Raw genomic sequence first — 22065 nt, 5'->3', positions numbered from 1 at the left:
CCCGCGAGCCACGACCTTGAGCTTCGTCGCCCTCGTTCCCGCCCGCGCCGCCTCCACCCGGCTGCCCGACAAACCCTTGGCCGACATCGCCGGCAAGCCCATGGTGGTGCGCGTGGCCGAGCGCGCGGCGCAATCCGCCGCCTCCTTGGTGTGCGTGGCCACCGATGATGAGCGCGTCGCCCGCGTGGTCGCCGAGCATGGGTTCCAGGCCGTCATGACGCGCGCCGACCACCCCACCGGCACCGACCGCCTGGCCGAAGCCGTCACATTGCTAGGCCTGGCCGATGACGCCATCGTCGTCAATGTGCAGGGCGACGAACCCCTGATCGAACCCGAAACCATCGACGCCGTGGCGCGGCGCCTGGCCGCCACGCCGGCGGCCGACATCGCCACCTGCGCCTGTCCGCTGGCCGATGCCCAGGCGCTGTTCAACCCCAATGTGGTCAAGGTGGTGTGCGACACTCAGGACCGCGCCCTGTACTTCTCGCGGGCGCCGATTCCTTGGGCGCGCGACGCCCTGGCCGGCGGCGAACGCGTCCTGGCCGCCGGGCTGCCTGCCCTGCACCATATCGGTCTGTACGCCTATCGCGTCGGTTTTCTGCACCGCTACCCCACCCTGCCGCAAGGTCAGCTCGAGCGTTTCGAGTCGCTGGAGCAGTTGCGCGCCATGGAGTATGGGCACAGTATTGTGGTTTATCGCAGCGCGGCCGCGCCGGCTGCCGGCGTCGATACGCCCGCAGACCTGGAGCGGGTGCGCGCCATCTACGCCAAGGGGGTGTAGTTCCCGGCCGTGCATGGCCGCAGACAGCCTTTTGGCGGAAATGGATCCGGATCAAACAATCCGCCATCTAAGGGTTATTTCCAATGGCGCTGCCCCACATGCACTGCTGCATTGCGGCATAATCGCCCCCGACCACAAAAAAAACCACCTCTTCAGGAGCACTTATGCGTCTCATCTTGCTCGGCCCCCCGGGCGCTGGCAAAGGCACCCAGGCTGCCTTCATCACGCAGGCCTACGGCATCCCGCAAATTTCCACCGGCGATATGCTCCGCGCGGCCGTCAAGGCTGGCACGCCCCTGGGCATCGAGGCCAAGAAGGTGATGGACGCGGGCGGCCTGGTGTCGGATGAGATCATCATCGGCCTGGTCAAGGACCGCCTGACCCAGCCGGACTGCGCCAAGGGCTATCTGTTTGATGGCTTTCCGCGCACCATTCCGCAGGCCGACGCGCTCAAGGAAGCCGGCGTCAAGCTGGACTACGTGGTCGAAATCGCCGTCCCGGACGAAGACATCGTTCAACGCATGAGCGGCCGTTGGGTGCACCTGGCCAGCGGCCGGACCTACAACGTGCAATCCAACCCGCCCAAGGCGGCAGGCAAGGATGACGTGACTGGCGAGCCCCTGACTCAACGCGACGACGACCGCGAAGAGACCGTGCGCAACCGCCTGGCGGTCTACCAGAAACAGACTCGCCCGCTGGTCGATTACTACTCGGGCTGGTCGGCGCAAGACGCCGCCAGCGCCCCCAAGTATCGCAAGATCTCGGGAGTGGGCTCGGTCGAGGAAATCAAGGCCCGACTGGCCGCTGCGCTGCAAGACTGAGGCAAACCGCCGGCTGCCCTCCCCCGTGGAACGCAGCCGGTTTTCTTTGCCCGCCGCCGACTGCGGGCCGGGCTTCTGACTTCTCTGAGATCTGCCATGGAAATCGCCAACAAGGTATTCATCGTCACGGGCGGCGCGTCCGGCCTGGGCGCCGGCACGGCCCGCATGCTGGTCGCCAACGGCGGCAAAGTCATCATCGCCGACCTGCAGGACGAGCCGGGCCAGGCCCTGGCCAAAGAGCTGGGCCAGCGCTACGTGCATTGTGATGTCACGCAGGAAGCCGACGGCAAAGCCGCTGTGGCGGCGGCTCTGGAAGCCGGCGCGCTGTTCGGCCTGGTCAATTGCGCCGGCGTGGCGCCGGCGGCCAAGATTGTCGGCAAGAACGGGGCCCACCCCCTGGACCTGTTCCAGAAGGTTGTGTCCATCAATCTGATCGGCAGTTTCAACATGATGCGCCTGGCTGCCGAAGCCATGAGCCAGAACACCCCCGAGCCCAGCGGCGAGCGCGGCGTGCTGATCAACACCGCTTCGGTCGCGGCCTTCGATGGCCAGATCGGCCAGGCGGCCTATGCCGCCTCCAAGGCTGGCGTGGCCGGCATGACCCTGCCCATCGCACGTGACCTCGCCAAGACCGGAATCCGCTGCATGACCATCGCCCCGGGGATCTTCGGCACGCCCATGATTTTCGGCATGCCGCAGGAAGTCCAGGATTCGCTGGCGGCCAGCATTCCCTTCCCGGCCCGCCTCGGCCGGCCCGAAGATTACGCCAAACTGGTCTACAGCATCGTCACCAACGAGATGCTCAACGGCGAAACGATCCGCCTCGATGGCGCGATCCGCATGCCGCCGAAGTAAACTGCAGCGCAGTCCCGCGTGCCGGCCCTGACCGGCACGCTTTTTTCATTCAAGCTTTTCCCCATGGCATTGTTCCGCTCGGCCGCAACGGTCAGCAGCTTTACGCTGCTCTCGCGCATCACTGGTTTGGTCCGCGACATCCTGATCGCGCGCGCATTTGGCGCGGGCGCCCTGACCGATGCCTTCTGGGTGGCTTTCCGCATTCCCAATCTGCTGCGCCGCCTGTTTGCCGAGGGCGCCTTCGCGCAGGCCTTCGTGCCCATCCTGGGCACGGCCCGCACACGCCACGGCGACGACGGTGTGCGCGTGCTGCTGGACCGCGTGGCGCTCGTGCTGACCCTGACGCTGATGGCCGTCACCGCGCTAGGCATCATTGCCGCACCCTGGATCGTGACCGCCATGGCCAGCGGCCTGCGTGACAGCGCGCGCGACACCGAATTCGGCGCCGCCGTCTGGATGACGCGGGTGATGTTCCCCTACATTCTGTGCATGTCCCTGGTGGCTTTTGCTTCCGGCGTGCTCAATACCTGGCGCAAATTCGCGGTCCCGGCTTTCACGCCGGTGCTGCTGAACCTGTCCATGATTGCCGCGGCGGTGTGGTTGGCTCCGCGCCTGGACGTGCCGATCTACGCCCTGGCCATCGGGGTGATGGCCGGTGGCATTGCGCAACTGGTCATCCAATGGACCGCCCTGGCCCATCTCGGCCTCACGCCACGCTTGACGCTGCGCGTGCGCCAGGCCTGGACAGACCCTACCGTCAAACACATCCTCAAACAGATGGCCCCGGCCACGCTGGGCGTGTCGGTCGCGCAGATTTCTCTGCTCATCAATACCAACATCGCCACCTGGCTCACTCCGGGCAGCGTCACCTGGCTGTCCTTTGCCGACCGCTTGATGGAATTCCCCACCGCGCTGTTGGGCGTGGCGCTGGGCACCGTCTTGCTGCCGACGCTATCGGCCGCCAACGCGCGCCAGGATCACGCCGGGTACAGCGCCCTGCTCGACTGGGGCCTGCGCATGGTGCTGTTGCTGGGCTTGCCTGCGGCGCTGGGCATGATGCTGTTGGCCGACGGCCTGGTGGCCACCCTGTTTCACTACGGCGCCTTTCAGGCCGGCGACGTACAGCAGACCCGGCTGGCGGTCATTGCCTATGCCGTGGGCCTGATCGGCCTGCTGTCGGTCAAGATCCTGGCCCCGGGCTTTTATGCCAAACAGGATATCCGCACGCCTGTGAAGATCGCGATTCTGGTGCTGGTCATGACCCAACTCATGAATCTGGTCTTCGTGCCGATGATGGCGCATGCTGGCCTGGCGCTGGCCATCGGCCTGGGCGCCTGCCTCAATGCCTTGCTGCTGCTGACGGGATTACGCCGCCGGGGCGTCTACCAGCCAGGCGGGCACTGGCTGCGTTTCGTGCTGCGTCTGGTGCCCGCCTTGCTGGCGCTGGCCGCGCTGCTGCTCTGGGCGGACCAGCGCATCGACTGGATCGCGCTGCAACACACGCCATGGTTGCGCGCGGCTTGGCTGGCAGGCGTGCTGGCCGCCAGCGGCGCGGTCTATTTCGGCATGCTTTTCGCGCTGGGCATGCGCCCGCGCGACTTCCAGCGCCGTTCGGCCTCCTGATCTTATCGTTCAGCTTGAATTCAGCCTAACAAGCCTAGGCTAGCCGAGTCCTGCCAGTGCAAGTGTGATCCAGGGTCTTTAGCTGCGCCGTGTTTGTCACGTCCGAGTCCTGAACCTTCGCTGCCCCTTGCCGCAGAGCACCGCGGCCGTCGCAAAGCTTTGTGTCGGTGCTCTGAACGCGTTGCCATCTCCCCCTTCGTTGACACTCGCCCTCGCCTAGGCGCGCTGGCCGGTCATGACTTGTCTACTCGATAACAGCAAGCACGATACGGAGAGGTTTATGGAAGAGTTCAAGGAGAGCCGCCGCGTCTTCCTGCGCGGCGCGGTGATCGGAGGCACGGCTGCGGCCGGTGCCGGGCTTCCGCTGGCCGGCCTGGCCCAGCAGGCCGCAGCGGCCGCCGCCCCGGCGCCGACGGCCGAGGACACGCCAGCCGGGTACGTGTTCCTCATGCCGGATGAGGCCGCTTTCGTCGAAGCGCTCGTCATGCACATGGTGCCTGCCGAAGGAGGCCTGGGCGGCAGCGGGATGGACTTGGGACTCAACACCTACATCGACCGCGCGCTGGCGGGCAACTGGGGCAAGGGCGACCGGCTCTACATGCAAGGCCCCTGGCAACTGGGCACGGCCAATCAGGGCTACCAACTGGCGCTGTCTCCCGCCGAACTCATGCGCACGGGCATCCTGCAAACCAACGCATCCTGTAGCAAGAAGTACGAAGGCAAATCGTTCGACATGGTCACCGAGGCTCAGCGTGAGGAGATCCTCAAAGGACTGGAGTCGGGCAGCATCGCCTTCGACGCGGGCCCTCCCTCCAAAGTCTTCTTCAATCTGCTCTATCAACTCGTCGTCGAAGGCATGTTCGCCGATCCCATCTATGGGGGCAACTACGACAAAGCCGTGTGGAAAGAGATCGGTTTTCCAGGCGTCGTGGCCACGAATGCGCGCAACATCGTGGACTTCAAGAACAAGCTTTTCCCGAACAAGCCGATGAGCATCGCCGATCTGGCGTAGGAGGACGACATGGCCAAGAAACTTCCCGAAGTCGACGTCGTGGTCATCGGCATGGGCTGGACCGGCGGCATTCTGTCCAAGGAGCTTGCCGAAGCAGGCCTGAAGGTGGTGGCCCTGGAGCGCGGTGAGCATCGCGCCCCTGCCGAGGATTTCTCGGTGCCGCACATCCGCGATGAGTTGAACTACAGCATGCGCCATGGCCTGATGATGGATACCCGGCGCGACACGCTCACGATACGCAATAACGTCAAGGAAACCGCACTGCCCATGCGCCGCCTGGGCTCGTTTCTGCCCGGCGACGGCCTGGGTGGCGCCGGCTCGCACTGGAACGGCCACACCTGGCGCTGGACCGATCACGAGTTCAAAGTCCGGTCGATGTACGAACAGAAGTACGGCAAGAAATTCATCCCCGCCGACATGACGGTGCACGACTGGGGCATCACTTACGCCGAGCTCGAACCCTACTACGACCGCTTCGAGTATGTCGCGGGCATTTCGGGGACTGCCGGCAATGTGGACGGCAAGAAAATAGCCGGCGGCAATCCCTTCGAAGCCGAACGCAAACGCGGCTACCCCCTGCCCGCCCTGGACCGCAGCTACGCCTGTGAACTCTTCGAAGGCGCGAGCAAAAAGGCCGGCTACCACCCCTTCCCCATGCCGACCTCCAATGCCTCCAAGCCCTACACCAATCCGGACGGTTCGGAATTCGGGCAGTGCCAGTACTGCGGTTTCTGTGAGCGCTACGGCTGCGAATCCAATGCCAAGGGCAGCCCGCTGATCACCGTCATCCCGCTGGCCAAGAAACAACCCACCTTCGAGCTGCGCACGCAGGCCTGGGTCACCCGGATCGTCATGGACAAGCAGAAAAAGACGGCCACCGGTGTGGAGTACACCAACCTCACCAACGGCGAGCAGGTGTTCCAGCCGGCCAAGTTGGTGATCTTGTCGGCCTACGCCCTGAACAATGTCCATCTGATGCTTCTGTCGGGTATCGGCAAGCCCTACGACCCGGCTACCGGCAAGGGCGTGGTGGGGCGCAATTACTGCTACCAGACCGGTGCCGGCGCGACGCTGTTCTTCGACGAGGGGCACATCTTCAATCCCTTTATGTCCACGGGCGGGCTGTCGACCGTCATCGACGACTTCAACGCCAACTGGGACTTCGACCGGGCCCAGGCCGACGCGCGCTTCGTGGGGGGCTACACCGTGACCGGCGGCATGTATCACGGCCGGCCCATCGAATACCACCCCGTGCCCGGGGGCACGCCGCGCTGGGGCAAAGGCTGGAAGGAGGCGGTGCAGAAATGGTATTTGCGCGCCATGAGCATCGGCTCGTCTGGCAGCGTCATGGCCAATCGCTACAACTTCCTCGATCTGGATCCGACCTATCGCAATGCCTTCGGCCAGCCCCTGATGCGCATGACCTTTGACTACAAAGAGAACGAGCAACGGATCTCGGCGCACGCGGCCAAGATCATCAACGAAATCTCCAAGTCAATGAATCCCACGCATTTGAACGAAGCCAAGGCGCGCATGTCATGGTCGGTCGTGCCCTACCAGAGCACGCACAACACGGGCGGCACCATCATGGGCACCGACCCGTCCCTGAGCGTGACCAACAAGTACGGGCAATGCTGGGACGCCCACAACCTGTTCATCTGCGGCGCTTCGCTCTTTGGCCACAACGCGGCCTACAACCCGACCGGCCCGGTCGGCGCGCTGGCCTACTACACGGCCGACGCGATCAAGGGCCAGTATCTCAAGCATCCTGGCGCGCTGCTGCACGCCTGATCCCCGGACTCAAGGAGTTGGCAATGACAAAGATATCAACGGGCCTGACGGCCCTGGCGCTGATGTTGTCCTGTAGCCCGGCCAGCTGGGCCCAGGACAAGGTCATGGACCTCGGCAAGCAGGCCTATCAGGAATGCATCGCCTGCCACAGTGTCAAGGCCGGAGAAAACGGTGTCGGCCCCAGCCTGGCAGGCGTGTACGGCACCAAGGCCGGCGACGTGCCGGGATTCCGCTTCTCCGGGCCGATGAAACGCAGCGGCCTGACCTGGAACGCCGAGACGCTGGACAAGTATCTGGAGAACCCGCAGGCCCTGGTGCCCGGCACCCGCATGCCCTATTCGGGCATGGCAGACGCCGAAAAACGCGCGGCGCTGGTCAAGTACATTGAGACCTTGAAGTAAAAACTAAGAAACTGTTACTATATTTCCTTTTATTGCGAAATAACAAAAAGACCACTAGAAATAGTGGTCTTTTCAATTGGTGGAATGCGAAGACCCTGCTACGCTAGAGTAAGGTTTAGTAAAAAAGACAATTATTTATTAACTGCGTTACTGAGGCCCCCGCGGGGTCCAGCGTGGAAAAAGAAGTGACATCCACCGACATACCGCCGCTCTCGGACCAAGTAATTGACTGGTTGCTCCTGCTGCGTTCCGGCCGAGCGACCCGGCGCGATTACGCCAATTTCATGGCTTGGCGTGAAGCCAGTCCTCTGCATGAAAACGCCTGGCAGCAAATCTCGCAGGCGCTGAGCAACACCATGGCCGGCCGTCTGGGAGACGCCTATCCCCTGGGCTACCAGGGCAACGCCAGCGTGCCACCCGCGCGCCCGATCGTCACCGCACGGGCGCCGGCTTTCGATGAGGACGAACCCGCGCCGCCGCGCCGCCGGTTTCTGGCCGCGGCGCTGACCATCACGGCCGCCGCCGGCGCGGGCGCGCTCGTGGCCGTGCGCGACTTCTACCCTCTGTCCAGCGTGGCCGCCGACGCGGCCACCGCCACGGGCGAGCGCCGCCGCTACCAGCTCACCGACGGCACGGAATTGCTGCTCGATGCCCGCAGCCGCGTCAATCTGGAATTCACCGCCACCTACCGGCGCCTCATGCTGCTCGAAGGCGCGGTCGCCGTCACCTCGCCCGAAGACCCCAACCGGCCCTTTCTGGTGCAGACCGCCGAGGGCGTGGTCCGCTCCTCGGGCAAACGTTACATGGTGCGCCAGCAGGCGCGCCGCACCCTGGTCGTGGCGCAGGATGGCGATCTCGATATCGAGACGACCGGCGGCACGCGAGGCAGTATCCCGCAGGGCATGGGCGCGCGCTTTGACGCTGCCCGCCTGGATATCGCGCGCAGCGAACTGGCCGCCGAAGCCGCCTGGGAAGGCGGCTGGATCAATGCCAACGGCCGCCCGCTGGCCGAGATCATCGCGGCGCTGCGGCCCTACCGCCATGGAACACTGCGCGTCTCCATGGCCGCGGGTGGCCTGCCCGTCATGGGGATGTATCCCTTGGACGACCCCGAGGCTGCCCTGCGCGCCTTGGGCGAGCGCATGCCCATCGCCATCAAGCGGCTGACCCCCTGGTTCGTCACCATCAGCGTGGCCGTTGCCTGAGGCTTGCCGGCCGGCAGGGTGAGCGTTCTGCGCCTGCCTGCCCAGACGAGGTACACTAGCGCCCGAAACACGAAAGCCGTCGTCGGCAGACCTCGATGTAGGCGCTGCTGCCTGGTTAAAAACAGCTTTGTCTCAAAGGACTTGCATTATCTGGCAAGCCTGATACAATATCTGACTTTGCCGAATTCACTAGACTCTTAAGCAACATGGCCAATACCGCCCAAGCCCGCAAGCGCGCTCGCCAATCGGTTGAGCGTAACAAGCACAATTCCAGCCTGCGCTCGATGCTGCGTACCGCGATCAAGCGCGTTCGCCAAGCCATCGCTACCGGCGACAAGGCTGTGGCTGGCGAGACGCTGCGCAAAGCAAGCAGCGTGATCGACCGCGTGGCTGACAAAAACATCATCCACAAGAACAAGGCCGCTCGCCACAAGAGCCGCCTGGCTGCGGCCGTCAAGGCGCTCGCCTAAGCAGTTATGCCGCTTATGGCCCTGGCAAGTCGTCGGGGCACATGAGCAGCATAGGAATGCGGCAAAAAAAAGGATGCTTAGGCATCCTTTTTGTATTGGCGGGCCGGCGCCCGCCTGGGGCGGCCCTAGCTCGCGAAAGCCTCGCGCAGGCCAAACACCGCCTGCTTTAATACCCCCATATCCGTGCCCACCGCCACGAAGTGCATGCCCATGTCCAGATAGCGCCTGGCATCGGCGGCCACGGGCGCCAGGATACCGACTGCCTTGCCCGCCGCGTTGACGCGCTCGTAAAGATGGGCAATGGCCTCCTGCACTTCAGGGTGCCCCGGGTTGCCCAGATGCCCCAGCGCCGCTGCCAGGTCGGACGGGCCGATGAACACACCATCCACCCCTTCCACGGCGGCAATCTTGTCGACGGCCTCCAGACCCGCACGGCTCTCGATCTGCAGCAGCACGCAGATATGGTCATTGACCGTGTGCTGGTAGTCCGGCACGGTGCCATAGCGGTTACTGCGCAGCAAACCGGCCACGCCACGGATACCCTGCGGCGGATAGCGCGTCGCCGCCACGGCCTGGCGCGCCTGCTCCTCGGACTCGATAAAAGGGATGAGCAGGTTATAGAAGCCGATATCCAGCATGCGCTTGATCTCGACCGGGTCGTTCCACGAGGGCCGACCCACCGCCGCGCTCGGGCTGCCCTGCAGCGACTGCAGTTGCTGCACGAAGCTCGGGATCTCGTTGGGCGCATGCTCGCCGTCCAGCAACAGCCAGTCGAAGCCGGCCAAACCGATCATCTCGGAGGTCAGATGACTGGTCATGGAAAGCCATAAACCGATCACGCGCTCGCGCGCGAGTATCCGTTGACGGAAAACATTGGGCAAAGGTGAAGTCATTGATGTATCCACGACGAAGAAAAAGCTGGCCTTGCGGCCGGTGATCAATCCATGCGGGCGCCAGAGAGTTTGGCGGCCTTACCCCATTTATCTATTTCCTGGCTGACAAAGGCCGAGAACGCCTGGGGAGAGCTGCCCACCACGACAAAGCCCACTTTCTCGAGCTTTTCACGCAGCGCCGGATCGGCCATGGCCTTGACGGTGGCGCTGTGCAGACGTTGCATCACCGCTGGTGGCGTGCCCGCAGGAGCCGACAGACCAAACCAGGATTCGGCGGCAAAGCCAGGATAGCCGGACTCGGCGATGGTGGGGATATCGGGATAGGCCGGATTGCGTTTGGCGCTGGCCACGGCCAGCGCCCGCAGCTTGCCGGCCTGCACCTGGGGCAACACGTTATCCTGGTTCAGAAACAGTACGGACACCCGCCCGCCTATGGTGTCCGTGATGGCGGCCGCGCCCCCTTTATAGGGCACATGCACCAGCTTGATGTCCGCGGCCTGCTTGAGCATCTCCATGGCCAGATGGCCGGAAGAGCCGCTGCCCGAACTGGCGTGCGTGTACTTGTCCGGGCTTTCCTTGGCCAAGCGGATGAACTCGGCGAAGCTGCGGCCCGGAAACTCAGGATTGGCCACCAGGACATTGGGGCCGGTCGCCAGCAAGGAGATATGCGCGAAATCCTTGTCCTGGTAGGGCATGGACTGGTAGAGCGCATAGTTGATGGCGTTGGAACCCACACCGGACAGCAGCAAGGTATACCCGTCGGGCGCGGCCTTGGCCACCACATCGGAGCCTATGTTGCCGTTGGCGCCGCCTTTGTTCTCGACGATCACGGTCTGGCCCAGCTCCTTGCCCAACTCGACGCCCAGCATCCGGCCTACGGCATCGGTGCTGCCGCCCGGCGGGAACGGCACGACCAGGCGCACGGGCTTGTCGGGCCACTCGGCCGCCCCGGCGGGCAGTCCGCTGTACAGGCCCACACAGGCCACGAAAGCCGCCACAACACGGCGGCGATTGGCAAACCAGGATTTACGGCACAACATGCTTTGTCTCCTCGTGCCGGCCGGACCGGCATCTCATTTGTCGAGCAAGTGTGAACACCGCGGGCCGCCCGGCCCGCCTGCCTCTACCTATCAGTGAATCTCAGGCTCTTCCTTTTCCTCGGCCTTGCGCGTTTGCAGAAAATCGAAATCACAGCCGCTGTCGGCCTGCCCGATGTGCTTGAGGTACAACACGCCGAAGCCGCGCTCGAATTTCGGCGGCGGCGCTTGCCAGGCCTGCTTCCGAGCCGCCATGTCGGCCTCATCGATCAGCACATCGATACGCCTGCCAGGCACATCCAGACGGACCCGATCGCCGCTGCGGATCAAGGCCAACGGCCCGCCGACATAGGCTTCCGGCGCGACGTGCAGCACACAGGCGCCATAACTTGTGCCGCTCATGCGCGCGTCGGATATCCGCACCATGTCGCGCACTCCCTGCTTGAGCAGCTTCTGGGGAATCGGCAACTGCCCCCACTCGGGCATGCCGGGCGCGCCTTGCGGGCCGGCGTTCTGCAGCACGATCACGCTGTCGGCGGTGATATCCAGATCGGGATCATCGATGCGCTCGGCCATGTCGTTGTAGTCCTTGAACACCACCGCCGGACCGGTATGCACCTGCAGCCGCGCCTCCATCGCCGCGGGTTTGATGACTGCCCCGTCCGGCGCCAGGTTGCCGCGCAGCACCGCCAGGCCATCACAGGCCACCAGCGCCTGATCACGCCCGCGAATGACATCATCATTGAACACCCGCGCCCCGGCGATGTTCTCGCCCAGGCTGCGGCCGTCCACCGAGCCCTGCGTCAGATCCAGCAGATCCGTCATCTGCGCCAGCATGGCGCGCAAGCCGCCCGCATAGAAAAAATCTTCCATCAAATACTTGCCTGCCGGCCGCAGATTGGCCAGCACTGGCGTGGTCCGCGCCAAAGCATCGAAACGATCCAGGTCCAGACCGAAGCCGGCGCGGCGCGCCAGCGCGATCAAATGCACCACTGCATTGGTCGAGCCCGACAGCGCCAGCACCGTGCGCACCGCATTGTCGAAAGACGCTTCGGTCAGAAAATCGCTGGGCTTGAGGTCGTGCCAGACCATGTCGACGATGCGCTTGCCGGTCAGGCTGGCCATCTGCCCATGGCGCGAATCCGGCGCCGGGATGGAGGAATACCCCGACAGACAGAGGCCTAGCGCTTCGACGGCCGCCGTCATGGTGGAGGCCGTGCCCATGGTCATGCAGTGCCCCGGTGAACGCGCGATGCCGTCTTCCACGCCCTGCCAATCCTCCTCGGAAATATTGCCTGCCCGCAGCTCGGCCCAATACTTCCAGGTGTCGGACCCGGAACCCAGGGTCACGCCATTCCAGTTGCCGCGCAGCATGGGGCCGGCCGGCACGAAAATCGTCGGCAAGTCCATGGAAATGGCGCCCATAAGCAATGCCGGCGTGGTCTTGTCGCAACCGCCCATGAGCACACAGCCGTCGGCCGGGTAAGAGCGCAGCAGCTCCTCCGTCTCCATGGCCAGCAGATTGCGATACAGCATCGTCGTGGGTTTCTGAAAGGGTTCGGACAAGCTCATCGCGGGCATTTCCACCGGGAAACCGCCGGCCTGCCAGATACCGCGCTTGACCTCCTCGACCCGCTGCTTGAAATGACTATGGCAGGGATTGATGTCGCTCCAGGTATTGATGATGGCAATCACCGGCTTGCCCGCATAATCGGAGCGGTGATAGCCCATCTGCGCCGTGCGCGAGCGGTGGCCAAAAGCGCGCAGATCCTTCACGCCATACCAGCGGTGGCTGCGCAAGTCTTCGGGCAGCTTGCGCTTGGGAGATTGACTCATCGTGCTGTCTTCCTTCGTTATAAGCCCAGTACATAGCGCGCACCGCTGCGCTCGCAGATGGCGCGCAGCTTCTCGTCCAGTGCGCGCGAGATCGGCACACCCGCCTCGTCGCGCCGCAAGGCTTCGGCCGCTTCGAGGTCGCCGGGCACCAGCACCGGCACCTGCGGATCGGCCGCCGGGGTGTCACGCATGGTGTCGATGAGCTCGTCCATGTCGTCCTCGAACGAGCCCGCCTCACGGAAGGCATCCGGATTGAGCGCCAGAAAAAAATGCCCGACGTCATCGCCCTGCCCCGGCTGCCGCTTCTGTGCATGCAGCGCCGCCAGCGCGCTGCCGCCCAAGGTGCCCCCCAAGGTCTGCGCCATCAGCGCCAGGCCATAGCCCTTGTGGCTGCTCATGGCGGCCGTGCCGCCCAGCGGCGTGAGCCCGCCCTCGTCGCGCTTGAAAATGAATTCCATCGCCTGGCTGGCGTCTGTCACGCTACGGCCCTGGCCATCGACCGCCCAACCTTCGGGCAAGGGCTTGCCGTAAAAATCGTAGACCTTGACCTTATTGCCCGCCACCGTCGTGGTGGCCATGTCCAGCACCAGTCCCGGGTGATGCCCGCCCGGCGCCGCAAACGCCAGCGGGTTGGTGCCCAGACGGGGCATGGCCCCACGCGTGGGCACCATGATGAGCGTGACAGCACTGCTGGCGACCAGGCCGACCAGGCCGCGCGCCAGCGCCAGGCGCGCGTAGACGCCAGCCGCGCCGAAGTGGTGGGAGTTGCGCACCGACACCGCCCCCACGCCATGGCTCAGCGCTTTGTCGCAAGCCAGCTCCATGGCCTGCCGTGACACCGGATGCCCCAGGCCGCCCATGCCATCGAGCAAGGCGCTGGCCGTGCCCTCGCGCACCACACGCGGCCGCGCGGTCAGATCCAGAATGCCCGCGCGCCATTTCTGCTCGTACATGGGCAGCATGGAAATGCCGTGCGAATCGACGCCGAGCCGATCGGTTTCGGCCATCAGGCGCGCACTGATGGCGGCCATATCCTGCGGCATCCCCCAGGCGGTCAACACCCTTTCTATCTGATCACGCACCAGGGCTACCCCGGCGCGCATGCCTGCATCGCTTTCCGCTTGCACACTTGTCTCCTATTGGAATCTGCCCGCGGGTCTGACGCCCGCTTGCCGAATCAGGGTCAGTCGCGCTCCTTGTCCACCAGCCGGCGGCGCGCCTGCCCCAGATGAAACTGCATGGCGACCCGCGCACGCTCACCGTCTTGCGCCCGAATGGCCGACAAAATCGCGGCATGCTCGTCGGCCACACGCTCTCCGCGCTCGCGCGATCCTGTGCGCGTCAGGTTCAATGCCAGACGCATGAAACCGCTGACGGCCTCGTGAATGCTTTCCAGCACGCCAAGATAAAAATCGTTGCCGCTGGCCTCGGCGATACTGGCATGGAAGGCCAGATCCGCCTGCGGCGAAACCTTGCCATCGGCCAGGCGATTGAGAAAACCGGCATGCGCCTGCTCGATGCGGGCCAATTGCTCGTCGCTGCGCCGAATGGCGGCCAGGCGCGCGGCGTCGCCCTCGAGCGCCACGCGCACCTCTTGCGCCCGCAGATAGGAGCTGACGTTCTCGACATCGGGAAACGTTTTCAAGCGCGGTGCCGGCTGATGGCTGACGAAGGTGCCCAGCCCTTGATGCGCGGTGATCAAACCATCAGCGCGCAGCCTTAGCAGCGCCTCGCGCACGACCGGCCGCGACACGCCGAAGCGCTCACAGATCTCGTGTTCGGAGGGCAGCTTGTCGCCCACGCTCAGGCGGCCCGACGTAATCTGCTCGAAGATCTGCCCATAGAGCTGATCGCCCAGGCGCACACGCTGGCGCCTTTCGAGCGGCACTGGCTCATCTCCTTTACTGTTGCTCGCCACGCGGGCTCCTGAAATCAATGATAAACAGCCGCTATGGTAGCCGGGCCGCCGGGCCATCCTGCTGCAGCAGCGCGCGCGCCACCGGCGCGACCCGCTCGCGCTCGGCGGCATCCAGTCCGCTGAGCAAAGGCAGCATGGGCCCCATATCGGCCACGCCCGCCAGCGTGACGGCATCATGCAGCACGCGTATCGGGCTGATGGCGTCGCGACAATCCTCCAGCGGCAGGTAGCGGGCGCGCAGCCGCTCGGCCTCGTCGTAGCGGCCAGCGTGCAAACTCTGCAGCAATTGCATGGCGCCACGCGGCGCCACGCATACCGAGCCGGAGGTGAAACTCTTGAGCCCAAACTGGCGGAAATGCACGATGGCCGGCCGCTCGCCGCATCCACTGACCACATGCCGCGCGTCGACCTCCTGGAGCAAGGCGGCGAGATAGGCATCCTGCGCGGGATCCTCGCGTACCACCGCGTACTTGACCGCCACGATGCGGCCTTCCTCGATCAGCCGCGCCAGCGTCGCGGGAGCTAAGTAGTTGGCGGACTTGATGTAAACCACGGCTGGCCGGCCCAAGGCATCGCTGAAGCGCCGCACGCCATCGGCCAGGCCAGCATCGGTGTACGGAAAGGCCATGGGCAGCAGCATGGCTGTCGGAAATGCGCGCGTGCGCAGCAGGCGGGCCTGATCCATCAACTTGCCATAATCCGGTCCGGCCGAGGGCAAGATCCAGGTATCGGCGCCCGCAGCGTCGGCCAGCGCGTCGACGACGGCGGCATACTCGCTGACCTCGATGTTGTAGAAGTTCGCATTGCCGCCGTACATCACATTGCGCACGCCGCCCTGCTCCAGATGCCGCAGCACGGCCTGATTGGCCGCCAGATTGAACGTCAGATCGGCGCCACGCGCCAGCGGGGGCACGGCAATCACGGACCGCTGCAAATCGGCGGGGGTGACGGGGCTGGTCTTCATGGCCATGCAACTCCACAAAATCGGGCGTCTGGGCGGCGCCGCACTTGATTGACAGGCATACTATCAACACAATCATTTGTTTTACAAGTGGAGCCAACCCGCAGATTGCCGCTGCGCGACGGCGTGCCGACCACGCCCGCGCGGAATCAAGTAGCATTTTCGCTTTGCCCCCTCCTTCCCAATGTTGGACGCCATGACAAGCAAGCATCGCATCATCCAGGTCGGCCCGCTGGCCGGCTCCGCCACCGCCAATCAGCGCCTCGCCGCAAGCTACGACGTCGTCGAACTCTGGAAGCATCAGGATCGCGCGGCAGCCTTGGCGGAATTCGGCCCCGGCGTGACCGCCCTCGTGACCTCCGCCAATATGGGTGCCCGGGCCGACCTCATCGCCGCCCTGCCCGATCTCAAGGCCATCTGCAGTTGGGGCGTGGGCTATGAAACCATCGACGTGCAGGCCGCCCAGGAACGCGGCATCCAGGTCAGCAACACGCCGGATGTGCTTACCGATTGTGTGGCCGACCTGGCCTGGGGCCTGTTGATCGCCGCAGCGCGCCGCATGGGCCAGGGCGAGCGCTTCGTGCGCGCCGGCCAATGGGGCCAAGTCCATGGCAGCATCCCCCTGGGCATGCGCGTGAGCGGCAAGAAACTCGGCGTGATCGGTTTGGGCCGCATCGGCGAAGCGATCGCCCGCCGCGGCCTGGGCTTTGACATGCAAGTGCGCTACCACAATCGTCGCGAACGCAGCGACGTGGACTACGGCTACGCCGCGAGCCTGACCGAGCTGGCCGACTGGGCGGATTTCCTGATCGTGGCCACCGTCGGCGGACCCAGCACGCGCCATCTCGTCAACCGCGAAGTGCTGCGCGCCCTCGGCCCCAAGGGCATTATCGTCAATATCGCCCGCGGCCCGGTGATCGACGAAGCCGCCATGGTCAGCCTGCTGGAGTCGGGTGAGCTCGGTTTCGCAGCCCTGGATGTGTTCGAGCACGAGCCCAAGGTGCCGGAGTTTCTGCGGACCACGGACCAGGCGGTCGTGCTGCCGCATATCGGCAGCGCCACCACCGAAACCCGCATGGACATGGAAAACCTCATGCTGGAAAACCTGGCCGCCTACTTCGCCACGGGCAAGGTCACCACGCCGGTGTAGTGCCGCATGCACGAAGCCCCCGAGGGGGGTTCGTTGCCATACGCCAATTTGGCATCAAATTTCGCGTTCTTCGGTCTTCAGGCCGTTATCGCGCGCAAAATCGACCACAAACTTGAACGCAAGGGGCTCGAGCTCGCGCAGGCGCTGGTCGACCACGATGCCGCGCACACCATCGATCACGACGGGCAGGACATAGGGCGAATAGGTAAGGTGATTGCCGGCGCTGCCAGGCGGCCGGAATTGCGCCATCACGCCCGCGAGACGCTCCGCCCAGTCGCTGGGGCGGAAACGCGCACCGCTTTCGGTGACGCCATGAATAATGAATTGTTTGACGCGAGTTGCCATGGGACCTTCACAACGGGCTGCGCGCGCGGACGCCAGATCGGCCGCGTCTCAAACATGCGACCCGCGCCGCGAATTGTATATGATTGATCCTTTGGTCCGCTTCCGCCCTGGGGCATGAGGGGGCCTTATCCCTGGTTTTTCCCGTGGAGTACGCCGCGATGAACTCGCCATTGGCCAATATCTATTCCCGCCTGCCGGTCTCCTTTACCCATGGCGAGGGTATCTGGCTCTGGGACCCGGAAGGCCGCAAGTATCTCGACGCGCTGGCCGGCATCGGGGTGTCCTGCCTGGGCCACGCCCATCCCCGGCTGGTGCGCGCCATCGCCGAGCAGGCCGGGCGGGTCATTCACACCTCCAACATCTACGAAGTCCCCCAGCAGACCGAACTGGCTGCCCGCCTGAACGCCTTGTCGGGCATGCAGGAAGTCGCCTTCAACAATAGCGGCTCCGAAGCCAACGAGGCCGCCATCAAGCTGGCGCGCTACTACGGTTATCAACGCGGCAACACGCACGCTCACATCATCACGATGGAGTCTTCCTGGCACGGCCGCACGCTGGGCACCCTGGCCGCCACCGGCAGCGAGAAAGCGCGCAAAGGCTTCGAGCCCCTGCCCACCGGCTTCATCCAGGTTGCCTACAACGACCTGGAAGCGGTGCGCCAGGCCGGCGACCGCGAATCGCGCGTCACTGCCGTCCTGCTGGAGGTCCTGCAAGGCGAAGGCGGCATCCGCCCCTCGGATATTGCCTATCTGCAAGCCCTGCGCGCGCTCTGCACCGAGCGCGGCTGGCTGCTCATGATCGACGAAGTCCAGTCCGGCATCGGCCGCACGGGCAAATGGTTCGCCCATCAGTGGGCGGACATTCAACCCGATGTCATGACGCTGGCCAAGGGACTGGCCGGCGGCGTGCCGATCGGCGCCATGCTGGCCCGGGGCCCTGCCGCCGGGGTCCTCACCCCAGGCAGCCACGGCACCACCTTCGGCGGCGGCCCGCTGGCTTGCGCCGCCGGTCTGGCCGTGCTGGATGTGCTTGAACAAGACGATCTGCTGGGCAACGCCGAACGCGTGGGCGCGCAGCTGCAAGAGGCGCTGCGCCAGGCGCTGGCCGGTGTCGCCGGCGTGAAAGAAGTGCGCGGGCGCGGCCTCATGATCGGCATCGAACTCGAACGCCCTTGCGCCGCGCTGGCCCTACGGGCCCTGCAGGCCGGCCTGCTCATCAACGTCACGCGTGACCGCGTGATCCGCCTGCTGCCGCCGCTGATCCTCAACGCCGAACAAGCCGATCAAATCGTCGCAATCCTCGTGCCCCTGATCAAGACCTTCCTGGCCGAACAAGCATAATCACAGGCGGCCGGGCCACGAGCCGGGCCGCCGTCTATCGACCTGTGACCTCACCATGACTCCTCCTACGACGCAAAACGGCCCCCTGCGGCATTTCCTGCAGTTCAAAGACCTCACCGCCGCCGAGATCGGCTATGTCCTGGACCGCGCCCGCATCATCAAGGATAAGTTCAAGCGCTACGAACCCCATATGCCGCTGCACGACCGCACGCTGGCCATGGTGTTCGAGAAGGCCAGCACGCGCACCCGCGTGTCCTTCGAGGCCGGCATGTACCAGATGGGCGGCTCGGTCATCAACCTGACGTCCAACGACTCGCAACTGGGGCGCTCCGAACCCATCGAAGACACCGCCCGGGTCATCTCGCGCATGGTCGACATCGTCATGATCCGCACCTTCGAGCAAACCCGCATCGAGCGCTTTGCCTCGCACTCGCGCGTGCCGGTCATCAACGGCCTGACCAACGAGTACCATCCCTGCCAGATCCTCGCCGACCTGTTCACCTATATCGAACATCGCGGCCCCATCGCCGGCAAGATCGTGGCCTGGGTGGGCGATGCCAATAACATGTCCTACACCTGGCTGCAGGCCGCCGAGATGCTCGGTTTCACGCTGCATGTGTCCACGCCCGCCGGGTATGAACTCGAAACCGCCCGCGTCGGCAACCCGCCGCCCTCGGTACTCAAGCAATTCAAGGATCCCATGCAGGCCTGCCAGGGCGCGCATCTGGTCACCACCGACGTCTGGACCAGCATGGGCTACGAAGCCGAGAACGAAGAGCGGCGCGCCGCCTTCGCCGACTGGTGCGTGGACGCCGAAATGATGGCCGCCGCCGACCCCAAAGCCCTGTTCATGCATTGCCTGCCGGCGCACCGGGGCGAAGAGGTCACCGGCGAAGTCATCGACGGCCCGCAAAGCGTGGTCTGGGATGAGGCCGAGAACCGCATGCACGTGCAAAAGGCCCTGATGGAATTCCTGTTGCTGGGCGAAGTGCACTGAAGCACCGCCCGCCACGCCCCTGACCCACCCCGGCCGGCGGGGGGCAAACGCGCTAAAATAGCCCGCTTGAGCTCCCCGCCGTCAGCCCTTTGACGCTTTCGATCACACAATGACTACCATTCTCCCGAACCTTCCCACCGGCCAGAAGGTCGGCATTGCCTTTTCTGGCGGCCTGGACACCAGCGCAGCCCTGCTGTGGATGCGCGAAAAAGGCGCCATCCCCTACGCCTATACCGCCAATCTGGGCCAGCCCGACGAGCCCGACTACGAAGAGATCCCGCGCCGCGCCCTGCAGTACGGCGCCGAGAATGCCCGCCTGATCGACTGCCGCGCGCAATTGGTGGCCGAGGGCCTGGCGGCCTTGCAAAGCGGTGCGTTTCACATCTCCACCGCAGGCCTGACCTACTTCAACACCACGCCCATCGGGCGCGCCGTGACGGGCACCATGCTCGTGGCCGCCATGAAGGAAGACGGCGTCAACATCTGGGGTGACGGCAGCACGTTCAAGGGCAATGACATCGAGCGCTTCTACCGCTACGGCCTGCTCACCAACCCGGACCTGAAGATCTACAAGCCCTGGCTGGATCAGACCTTCATCGACGAACTCGGCGGCCGTTCCGAGATGTCGGAATACATGCGCCGCGCCGGTTTCGACTACAAAATGTCGGCCGAAAAAGCCTACTCGACCGATTCCAACATGCTGGGCGCGACCCACGAAGCCAAGGATCTGGAGTTCCTGAACTCCGGCATCCGCATCGTCAAGCCCATCATGGGCGTTGCCTTCTGGCGCGACGATGTGGCCGTCAAGGCCGAAGAAGTCAGCGTGCGCTTCGAGGAAGGCCGTCCGGTCGCCCTCAATGGGGTCGAGTACAACGATGTCGTCGAACTGCTGCTCGAAGCCAACCGCATCGGCGGGCGTCACGGCCTGGGCATGAGCGACCAGATCGAAAACCGCATCATCGAAGCCAAGAGCCGCGGGATCTACGAGGCCCCGGGCCTGGCTCTGCTGTTCATCGCTTACGAGCGCCTGGTCACCGGCATTCATAACGAAGACACCATCGAGCAGTACCGCGAAAACGGCCGCAAGCTGGGCCGCCTGCTCTATCAAGGGCGCTGGTTCGACCCGCAAGCCATCATGTTGCGCGAAACCGCTCAACGTTGGGTGGCCCGTGCCATCACTGGCGAAGTCACCCTCGAACTGCGCCGCGGCAATGACTACTCGCTGCTGAACACCGAATCGCCCAACCTGACCTACGCTCCCGAGCGTCTGTCCATGGAAAAGGTCGAGAATGCGCCGTTCACGCCGGCTGACCGCATTGGCCAGCTCACCATGCGCAATCTGGATATCACGGACACGCGCGACAAACTCTTCACCTACGTGAAGGCCGGCCTGCTGTCGTCGGCAGGCAATGCCGCCCTGCCGCAAATCAAGGAAGACAAAAAGTAAACCTGCCGGCAGGCGTGAAAAACCTGGGCCTTGGCCCAGGTTTTTTTTCGCCTCGTCCCTATCCAGACCGGGCCGGCGCCGAGGTCACGCCCCCCCCCGGCCTGACGCCGCTCACAGCAGCCTGCGCAATGCCGGCGCCTGCCGCAGCGCCAGCACGATGGCATAGGTGAGCACGTAGACAATCACGATCCTGGCCAGCAATTGCATGATGCTGTGCGAGACGGGACTCCGCCCGAACCACTCCTGCCGCAGCAGGACAGCCAAGACGATCAAATGCATGGCGAAAACACCCAACGTGCCTTCGCCCAGTTTTCCTATCACTTGCGCAAAACGCGCGCCAACCCGGCATTGGGCCTGCGTTCGAACGAAGGGAAGCGACTTGATAATCAGAAAGGCTGAGATCGTAAACAAATGCGTTGCGAGGCTGTAATAGCTTGCCGGCCAAACGGCGGCGGCCAGGATGCTGACATTGCTATTGCTCCAGGTGGAATACAACCCCAGCACCATGACAGCGGCGCAGCATACCGCGACCACCGACCATCGCCGCGGCAGCACCACCTCTTTGAGCGCCCAGCCGAGCATGAAGTAGCCCAGGTAGGGGATCCACCACGTCCACGGTGTATGAATCCAGACCGGCTGCCCCGGCCGCAGGGACACCAGGGCGACAGAGAGCACAGGAATACAGCAGGCAAGCACCCCGAACCCTAAAATATTGTTGTTCTTCTCTCTCACATAGGGGATTAAAACCGGCGTCAGCACGGACAACCCCAGAATCACCCAGAAATAGTACAGCGCTGTATACAGGTTGCCATTCATGGCGTTCTTTACCGCCTGCAGCGGTGACAAATGCCAACCCAGATAGAAAACGATGAAGAGATAGTAGGCAACGTGCCAGAAAACCAGGGGCACGAGTATTCTCAGCGTTCTTTTCTTCAAGAAATCATTGACGCCGTGAAATCTGGCCGGATCGAGCAGCAATGCGCCACTGACCATCACGAACAAAGGCACCGCGCACAGTCCGAGCGTTGCAATCAGGATCGCCACCTTGCCCACCAGAGTATCTCTGGCGCCCGGGGCAACACCGGTATATCCCGCGACGTGAATACCGACCACGCCCATCATTGCCGCCGCCTTGACCAATGAAATCCAGTAATAATTCCTCACCAGTTCTCCCAGACAATC

Annotated in this window: 21 protein-coding genes; 13 read left to right on the top strand and 8 right to left on the bottom strand. The window is 64.2% G+C overall.

The window, feature by feature from the left end; translation table 11 throughout:
* Positions 1–16 precede the first annotated feature (16 nt).
* From kdsB to rpsT, 9 genes are all read left to right on the top strand, one after another.
* Positions 17–781 carry a 3-deoxy-manno-octulosonate cytidylyltransferase gene (kdsB, locus tag CAL22_RS08305; RefSeq protein WP_094812130.1) on the top strand — a complete coding sequence of 255 codons (765 nt, stop codon included), beginning with the start codon at positions 17–19 and terminating at the stop codon, positions 779–781.
* Between the two features lie 164 nt (positions 782–945).
* Positions 946–1602: an adenylate kinase gene (gene adk, locus CAL22_RS08300; RefSeq protein ID WP_094812128.1), complete on the top strand. Its 657-nt coding sequence runs from the start codon at positions 946–948 to the stop codon at positions 1600–1602.
* A gap of 96 nt (positions 1603–1698) precedes the next feature.
* Positions 1699–2457: a 3-hydroxyacyl-CoA dehydrogenase gene (locus tag CAL22_RS08295; protein ID WP_094812126.1), complete on the top strand. Its 759-nt coding sequence runs from the start codon at positions 1699–1701 to the stop codon at positions 2455–2457.
* A gap of 63 nt (positions 2458–2520) precedes the next feature.
* Complete coding sequence (gene murJ, locus CAL22_RS08290; RefSeq protein WP_094813529.1) at positions 2521–4080, top strand: murein biosynthesis integral membrane protein MurJ; 1560 nt, start codon at positions 2521–2523, stop codon at positions 4078–4080.
* A 280-nt stretch (positions 4081–4360) separates the two neighbouring features.
* Entirely contained in the window at positions 4361–5092 is a 732-nt protein-coding gene (locus CAL22_RS08285; protein WP_094812123.1) for a gluconate 2-dehydrogenase subunit 3 family protein, read from the top strand.
* 9 nt (positions 5093–5101) lie between these two features.
* Positions 5102–6883: a GMC family oxidoreductase gene (locus tag CAL22_RS08280; protein ID WP_094812121.1), complete on the top strand. Its 1782-nt coding sequence runs from the start codon at positions 5102–5104 to the stop codon at positions 6881–6883.
* A 23-nt stretch (positions 6884–6906) separates the two neighbouring features.
* A complete protein-coding gene (locus CAL22_RS08275; RefSeq protein ID WP_094812119.1) occupies positions 6907–7284 on the top strand; it encodes a c-type cytochrome in 378 nt (125 codons plus the stop codon).
* Positions 7285–7469: 185 nt separating this feature from the next.
* On the top strand, positions 7470–8489 hold the full coding sequence (locus CAL22_RS08270) for a FecR domain-containing protein (protein ID WP_094812117.1): 1020 nt from the start codon (positions 7470–7472) through the stop codon (positions 8487–8489).
* 206 nt (positions 8490–8695) lie between these two features.
* Positions 8696–8959 carry a 30S ribosomal protein S20 gene (gene rpsT / locus CAL22_RS08265; RefSeq protein ID WP_012417773.1) on the top strand — a complete coding sequence of 88 codons (264 nt, stop codon included), beginning with the start codon at positions 8696–8698 and terminating at the stop codon, positions 8957–8959.
* Between the two features lie 125 nt (positions 8960–9084).
* Here the strand turns inward: rpsT and garL are convergent, their stop codons facing one another.
* The 6 genes from garL to CAL22_RS08235 form a co-directional block, all read right to left on the bottom strand.
* Entirely contained in the window at positions 9085–9852 is a 768-nt protein-coding gene (garL, locus tag CAL22_RS08260) for a 2-dehydro-3-deoxyglucarate aldolase (protein WP_094813527.1), read from the bottom strand.
* 44 nt (positions 9853–9896) lie between these two features.
* On the bottom strand, positions 9897–10892 hold the full coding sequence (locus CAL22_RS08255; protein ID WP_094812115.1) for a Bug family tripartite tricarboxylate transporter substrate binding protein: 996 nt from the start codon (positions 10890–10892) through the stop codon (positions 9897–9899).
* 90 nt (positions 10893–10982) lie between these two features.
* Complete coding sequence (araD, locus tag CAL22_RS08250; protein WP_094812112.1) at positions 10983–12725, bottom strand: L-arabinonate dehydratase; 1743 nt, start codon at positions 12723–12725, stop codon at positions 10983–10985.
* A gap of 17 nt (positions 12726–12742) precedes the next feature.
* Positions 12743–13828 carry an Ldh family oxidoreductase gene (locus CAL22_RS08245; protein ID WP_094813525.1) on the bottom strand — a complete coding sequence of 362 codons (1086 nt, stop codon included), beginning with the start codon at positions 13826–13828 and terminating at the stop codon, positions 12743–12745.
* 80 nt (positions 13829–13908) lie between these two features.
* Complete coding sequence (locus CAL22_RS08240) at positions 13909–14613, bottom strand: FadR/GntR family transcriptional regulator (protein WP_244193816.1); 705 nt, start codon at positions 14611–14613, stop codon at positions 13909–13911.
* Between the two features lie 61 nt (positions 14614–14674).
* Complete coding sequence (locus CAL22_RS08235) at positions 14675–15607, bottom strand: dihydrodipicolinate synthase family protein (RefSeq protein WP_094813523.1); 933 nt, start codon at positions 15605–15607, stop codon at positions 14675–14677.
* Between the two features lie 193 nt (positions 15608–15800).
* Here CAL22_RS08235 and CAL22_RS08230 point away from each other — a divergent pair, with 193 nt between their 5' ends.
* The gene (locus tag CAL22_RS08230) at positions 15801–16754 is read left to right on the top strand and encodes a 2-hydroxyacid dehydrogenase (RefSeq protein ID WP_094813521.1); all 954 of its coding nucleotides are present in this window, start codon (positions 15801–15803) and stop codon (positions 16752–16754) included.
* Between the two features lie 54 nt (positions 16755–16808).
* Here the strand turns inward: CAL22_RS08230 and CAL22_RS08225 are convergent, their stop codons facing one another.
* A complete protein-coding gene (locus tag CAL22_RS08225; protein WP_094812108.1) occupies positions 16809–17099 on the bottom strand; it encodes a DUF3579 domain-containing protein in 291 nt (96 codons plus the stop codon).
* Positions 17100–17257: 158 nt separating this feature from the next.
* On the opposite strand from CAL22_RS08225, the gene CAL22_RS08220 reads away from it, so the two are divergent.
* The 3 genes from CAL22_RS08220 to argG all read left to right on the top strand — a co-directional run bounded on the left by CAL22_RS08220 (position 17258) and on the right by argG (position 20883).
* Positions 17258–18439, top strand: a complete 1182-nt coding sequence (locus CAL22_RS08220) for an aspartate aminotransferase family protein (protein WP_094812106.1) — start codon at positions 17258–17260, stop codon at positions 18437–18439.
* A 55-nt stretch (positions 18440–18494) separates the two neighbouring features.
* Entirely contained in the window at positions 18495–19436 is a 942-nt protein-coding gene (gene argF, locus CAL22_RS08215) for an ornithine carbamoyltransferase (RefSeq protein ID WP_094812103.1), read from the top strand.
* Between the two features lie 109 nt (positions 19437–19545).
* Positions 19546–20883, top strand: coding sequence for an argininosuccinate synthase (gene argG, locus CAL22_RS08210; RefSeq protein ID WP_094812101.1), 1338 nt, complete (start codon positions 19546–19548; stop codon positions 20881–20883).
* A 111-nt stretch (positions 20884–20994) separates the two neighbouring features.
* Here the strand turns inward: argG and CAL22_RS08205 are convergent, their stop codons facing one another.
* Positions 20995–22047, bottom strand: coding sequence for an acyltransferase (locus CAL22_RS08205; RefSeq protein ID WP_244193815.1), 1053 nt, complete (start codon positions 22045–22047; stop codon positions 20995–20997).
* Positions 22048–22065 lie beyond the last annotated feature (18 nt).

This window comes from Bordetella genomosp. 12 (assembly GCF_002261355.1).
GTDB lineage: Bacteria > Pseudomonadota > Gammaproteobacteria > Burkholderiales > Burkholderiaceae_B > Bordetella.
Note: the sequence above shows the minus strand (reverse complement) of the source record. Positions and strands in the feature narration are given on the sequence as shown.

Coding starts and splice junctions, on each gene's coding strand:
- adk (WP_094812128.1), top strand. CDS start 946: ATGCGTCTCATCTTGCTCGGCCCCCCGGGCGCTGGCAAAGGCACCCAG.
- CAL22_RS08295 (WP_094812126.1), top strand. CDS start 1,699: ATGGAAATCGCCAACAAGGTATTCATCGTCACGGGCGGCGCGTCCGGC.
- murJ (WP_094813529.1), top strand. CDS start 2,521: ATGGCATTGTTCCGCTCGGCCGCAACGGTCAGCAGCTTTACGCTGCTC.
- CAL22_RS08285 (WP_094812123.1), top strand. CDS start 4,361: ATGGAAGAGTTCAAGGAGAGCCGCCGCGTCTTCCTGCGCGGCGCGGTG.
- CAL22_RS08280 (WP_094812121.1), top strand. CDS start 5,102: ATGGCCAAGAAACTTCCCGAAGTCGACGTCGTGGTCATCGGCATGGGC.
- CAL22_RS08275 (WP_094812119.1), top strand. CDS start 6,907: ATGACAAAGATATCAACGGGCCTGACGGCCCTGGCGCTGATGTTGTCC.
- rpsT (WP_012417773.1), top strand. CDS start 8,696: ATGGCCAATACCGCCCAAGCCCGCAAGCGCGCTCGCCAATCGGTTGAG.
- garL (WP_094813527.1), bottom strand. CDS start 9,852: ATGACTTCACCTTTGCCCAATGTTTTCCGTCAACGGATACTCGCGCGC.
- CAL22_RS08255 (WP_094812115.1), bottom strand. CDS start 10,892: ATGTTGTGCCGTAAATCCTGGTTTGCCAATCGCCGCCGTGTTGTGGCG.
- araD (WP_094812112.1), bottom strand. CDS start 12,725: ATGAGTCAATCTCCCAAGCGCAAGCTGCCCGAAGACTTGCGCAGCCAC.
- CAL22_RS08245 (WP_094813525.1), bottom strand. CDS start 13,828: ATGCGCGCCGGGGTAGCCCTGGTGCGTGATCAGATAGAAAGGGTGTTG.
- CAL22_RS08235 (WP_094813523.1), bottom strand. CDS start 15,607: ATGAAGACCAGCCCCGTCACCCCCGCCGATTTGCAGCGGTCCGTGATT.
- CAL22_RS08230 (WP_094813521.1), top strand. CDS start 15,801: ATGACAAGCAAGCATCGCATCATCCAGGTCGGCCCGCTGGCCGGCTCC.
- CAL22_RS08225 (WP_094812108.1), bottom strand. CDS start 17,099: ATGGCAACTCGCGTCAAACAATTCATTATTCATGGCGTCACCGAAAGC.
- CAL22_RS08220 (WP_094812106.1), top strand. CDS start 17,258: ATGAACTCGCCATTGGCCAATATCTATTCCCGCCTGCCGGTCTCCTTT.
- argF (WP_094812103.1), top strand. CDS start 18,495: ATGACTCCTCCTACGACGCAAAACGGCCCCCTGCGGCATTTCCTGCAG.
- argG (WP_094812101.1), top strand. CDS start 19,546: ATGACTACCATTCTCCCGAACCTTCCCACCGGCCAGAAGGTCGGCATT.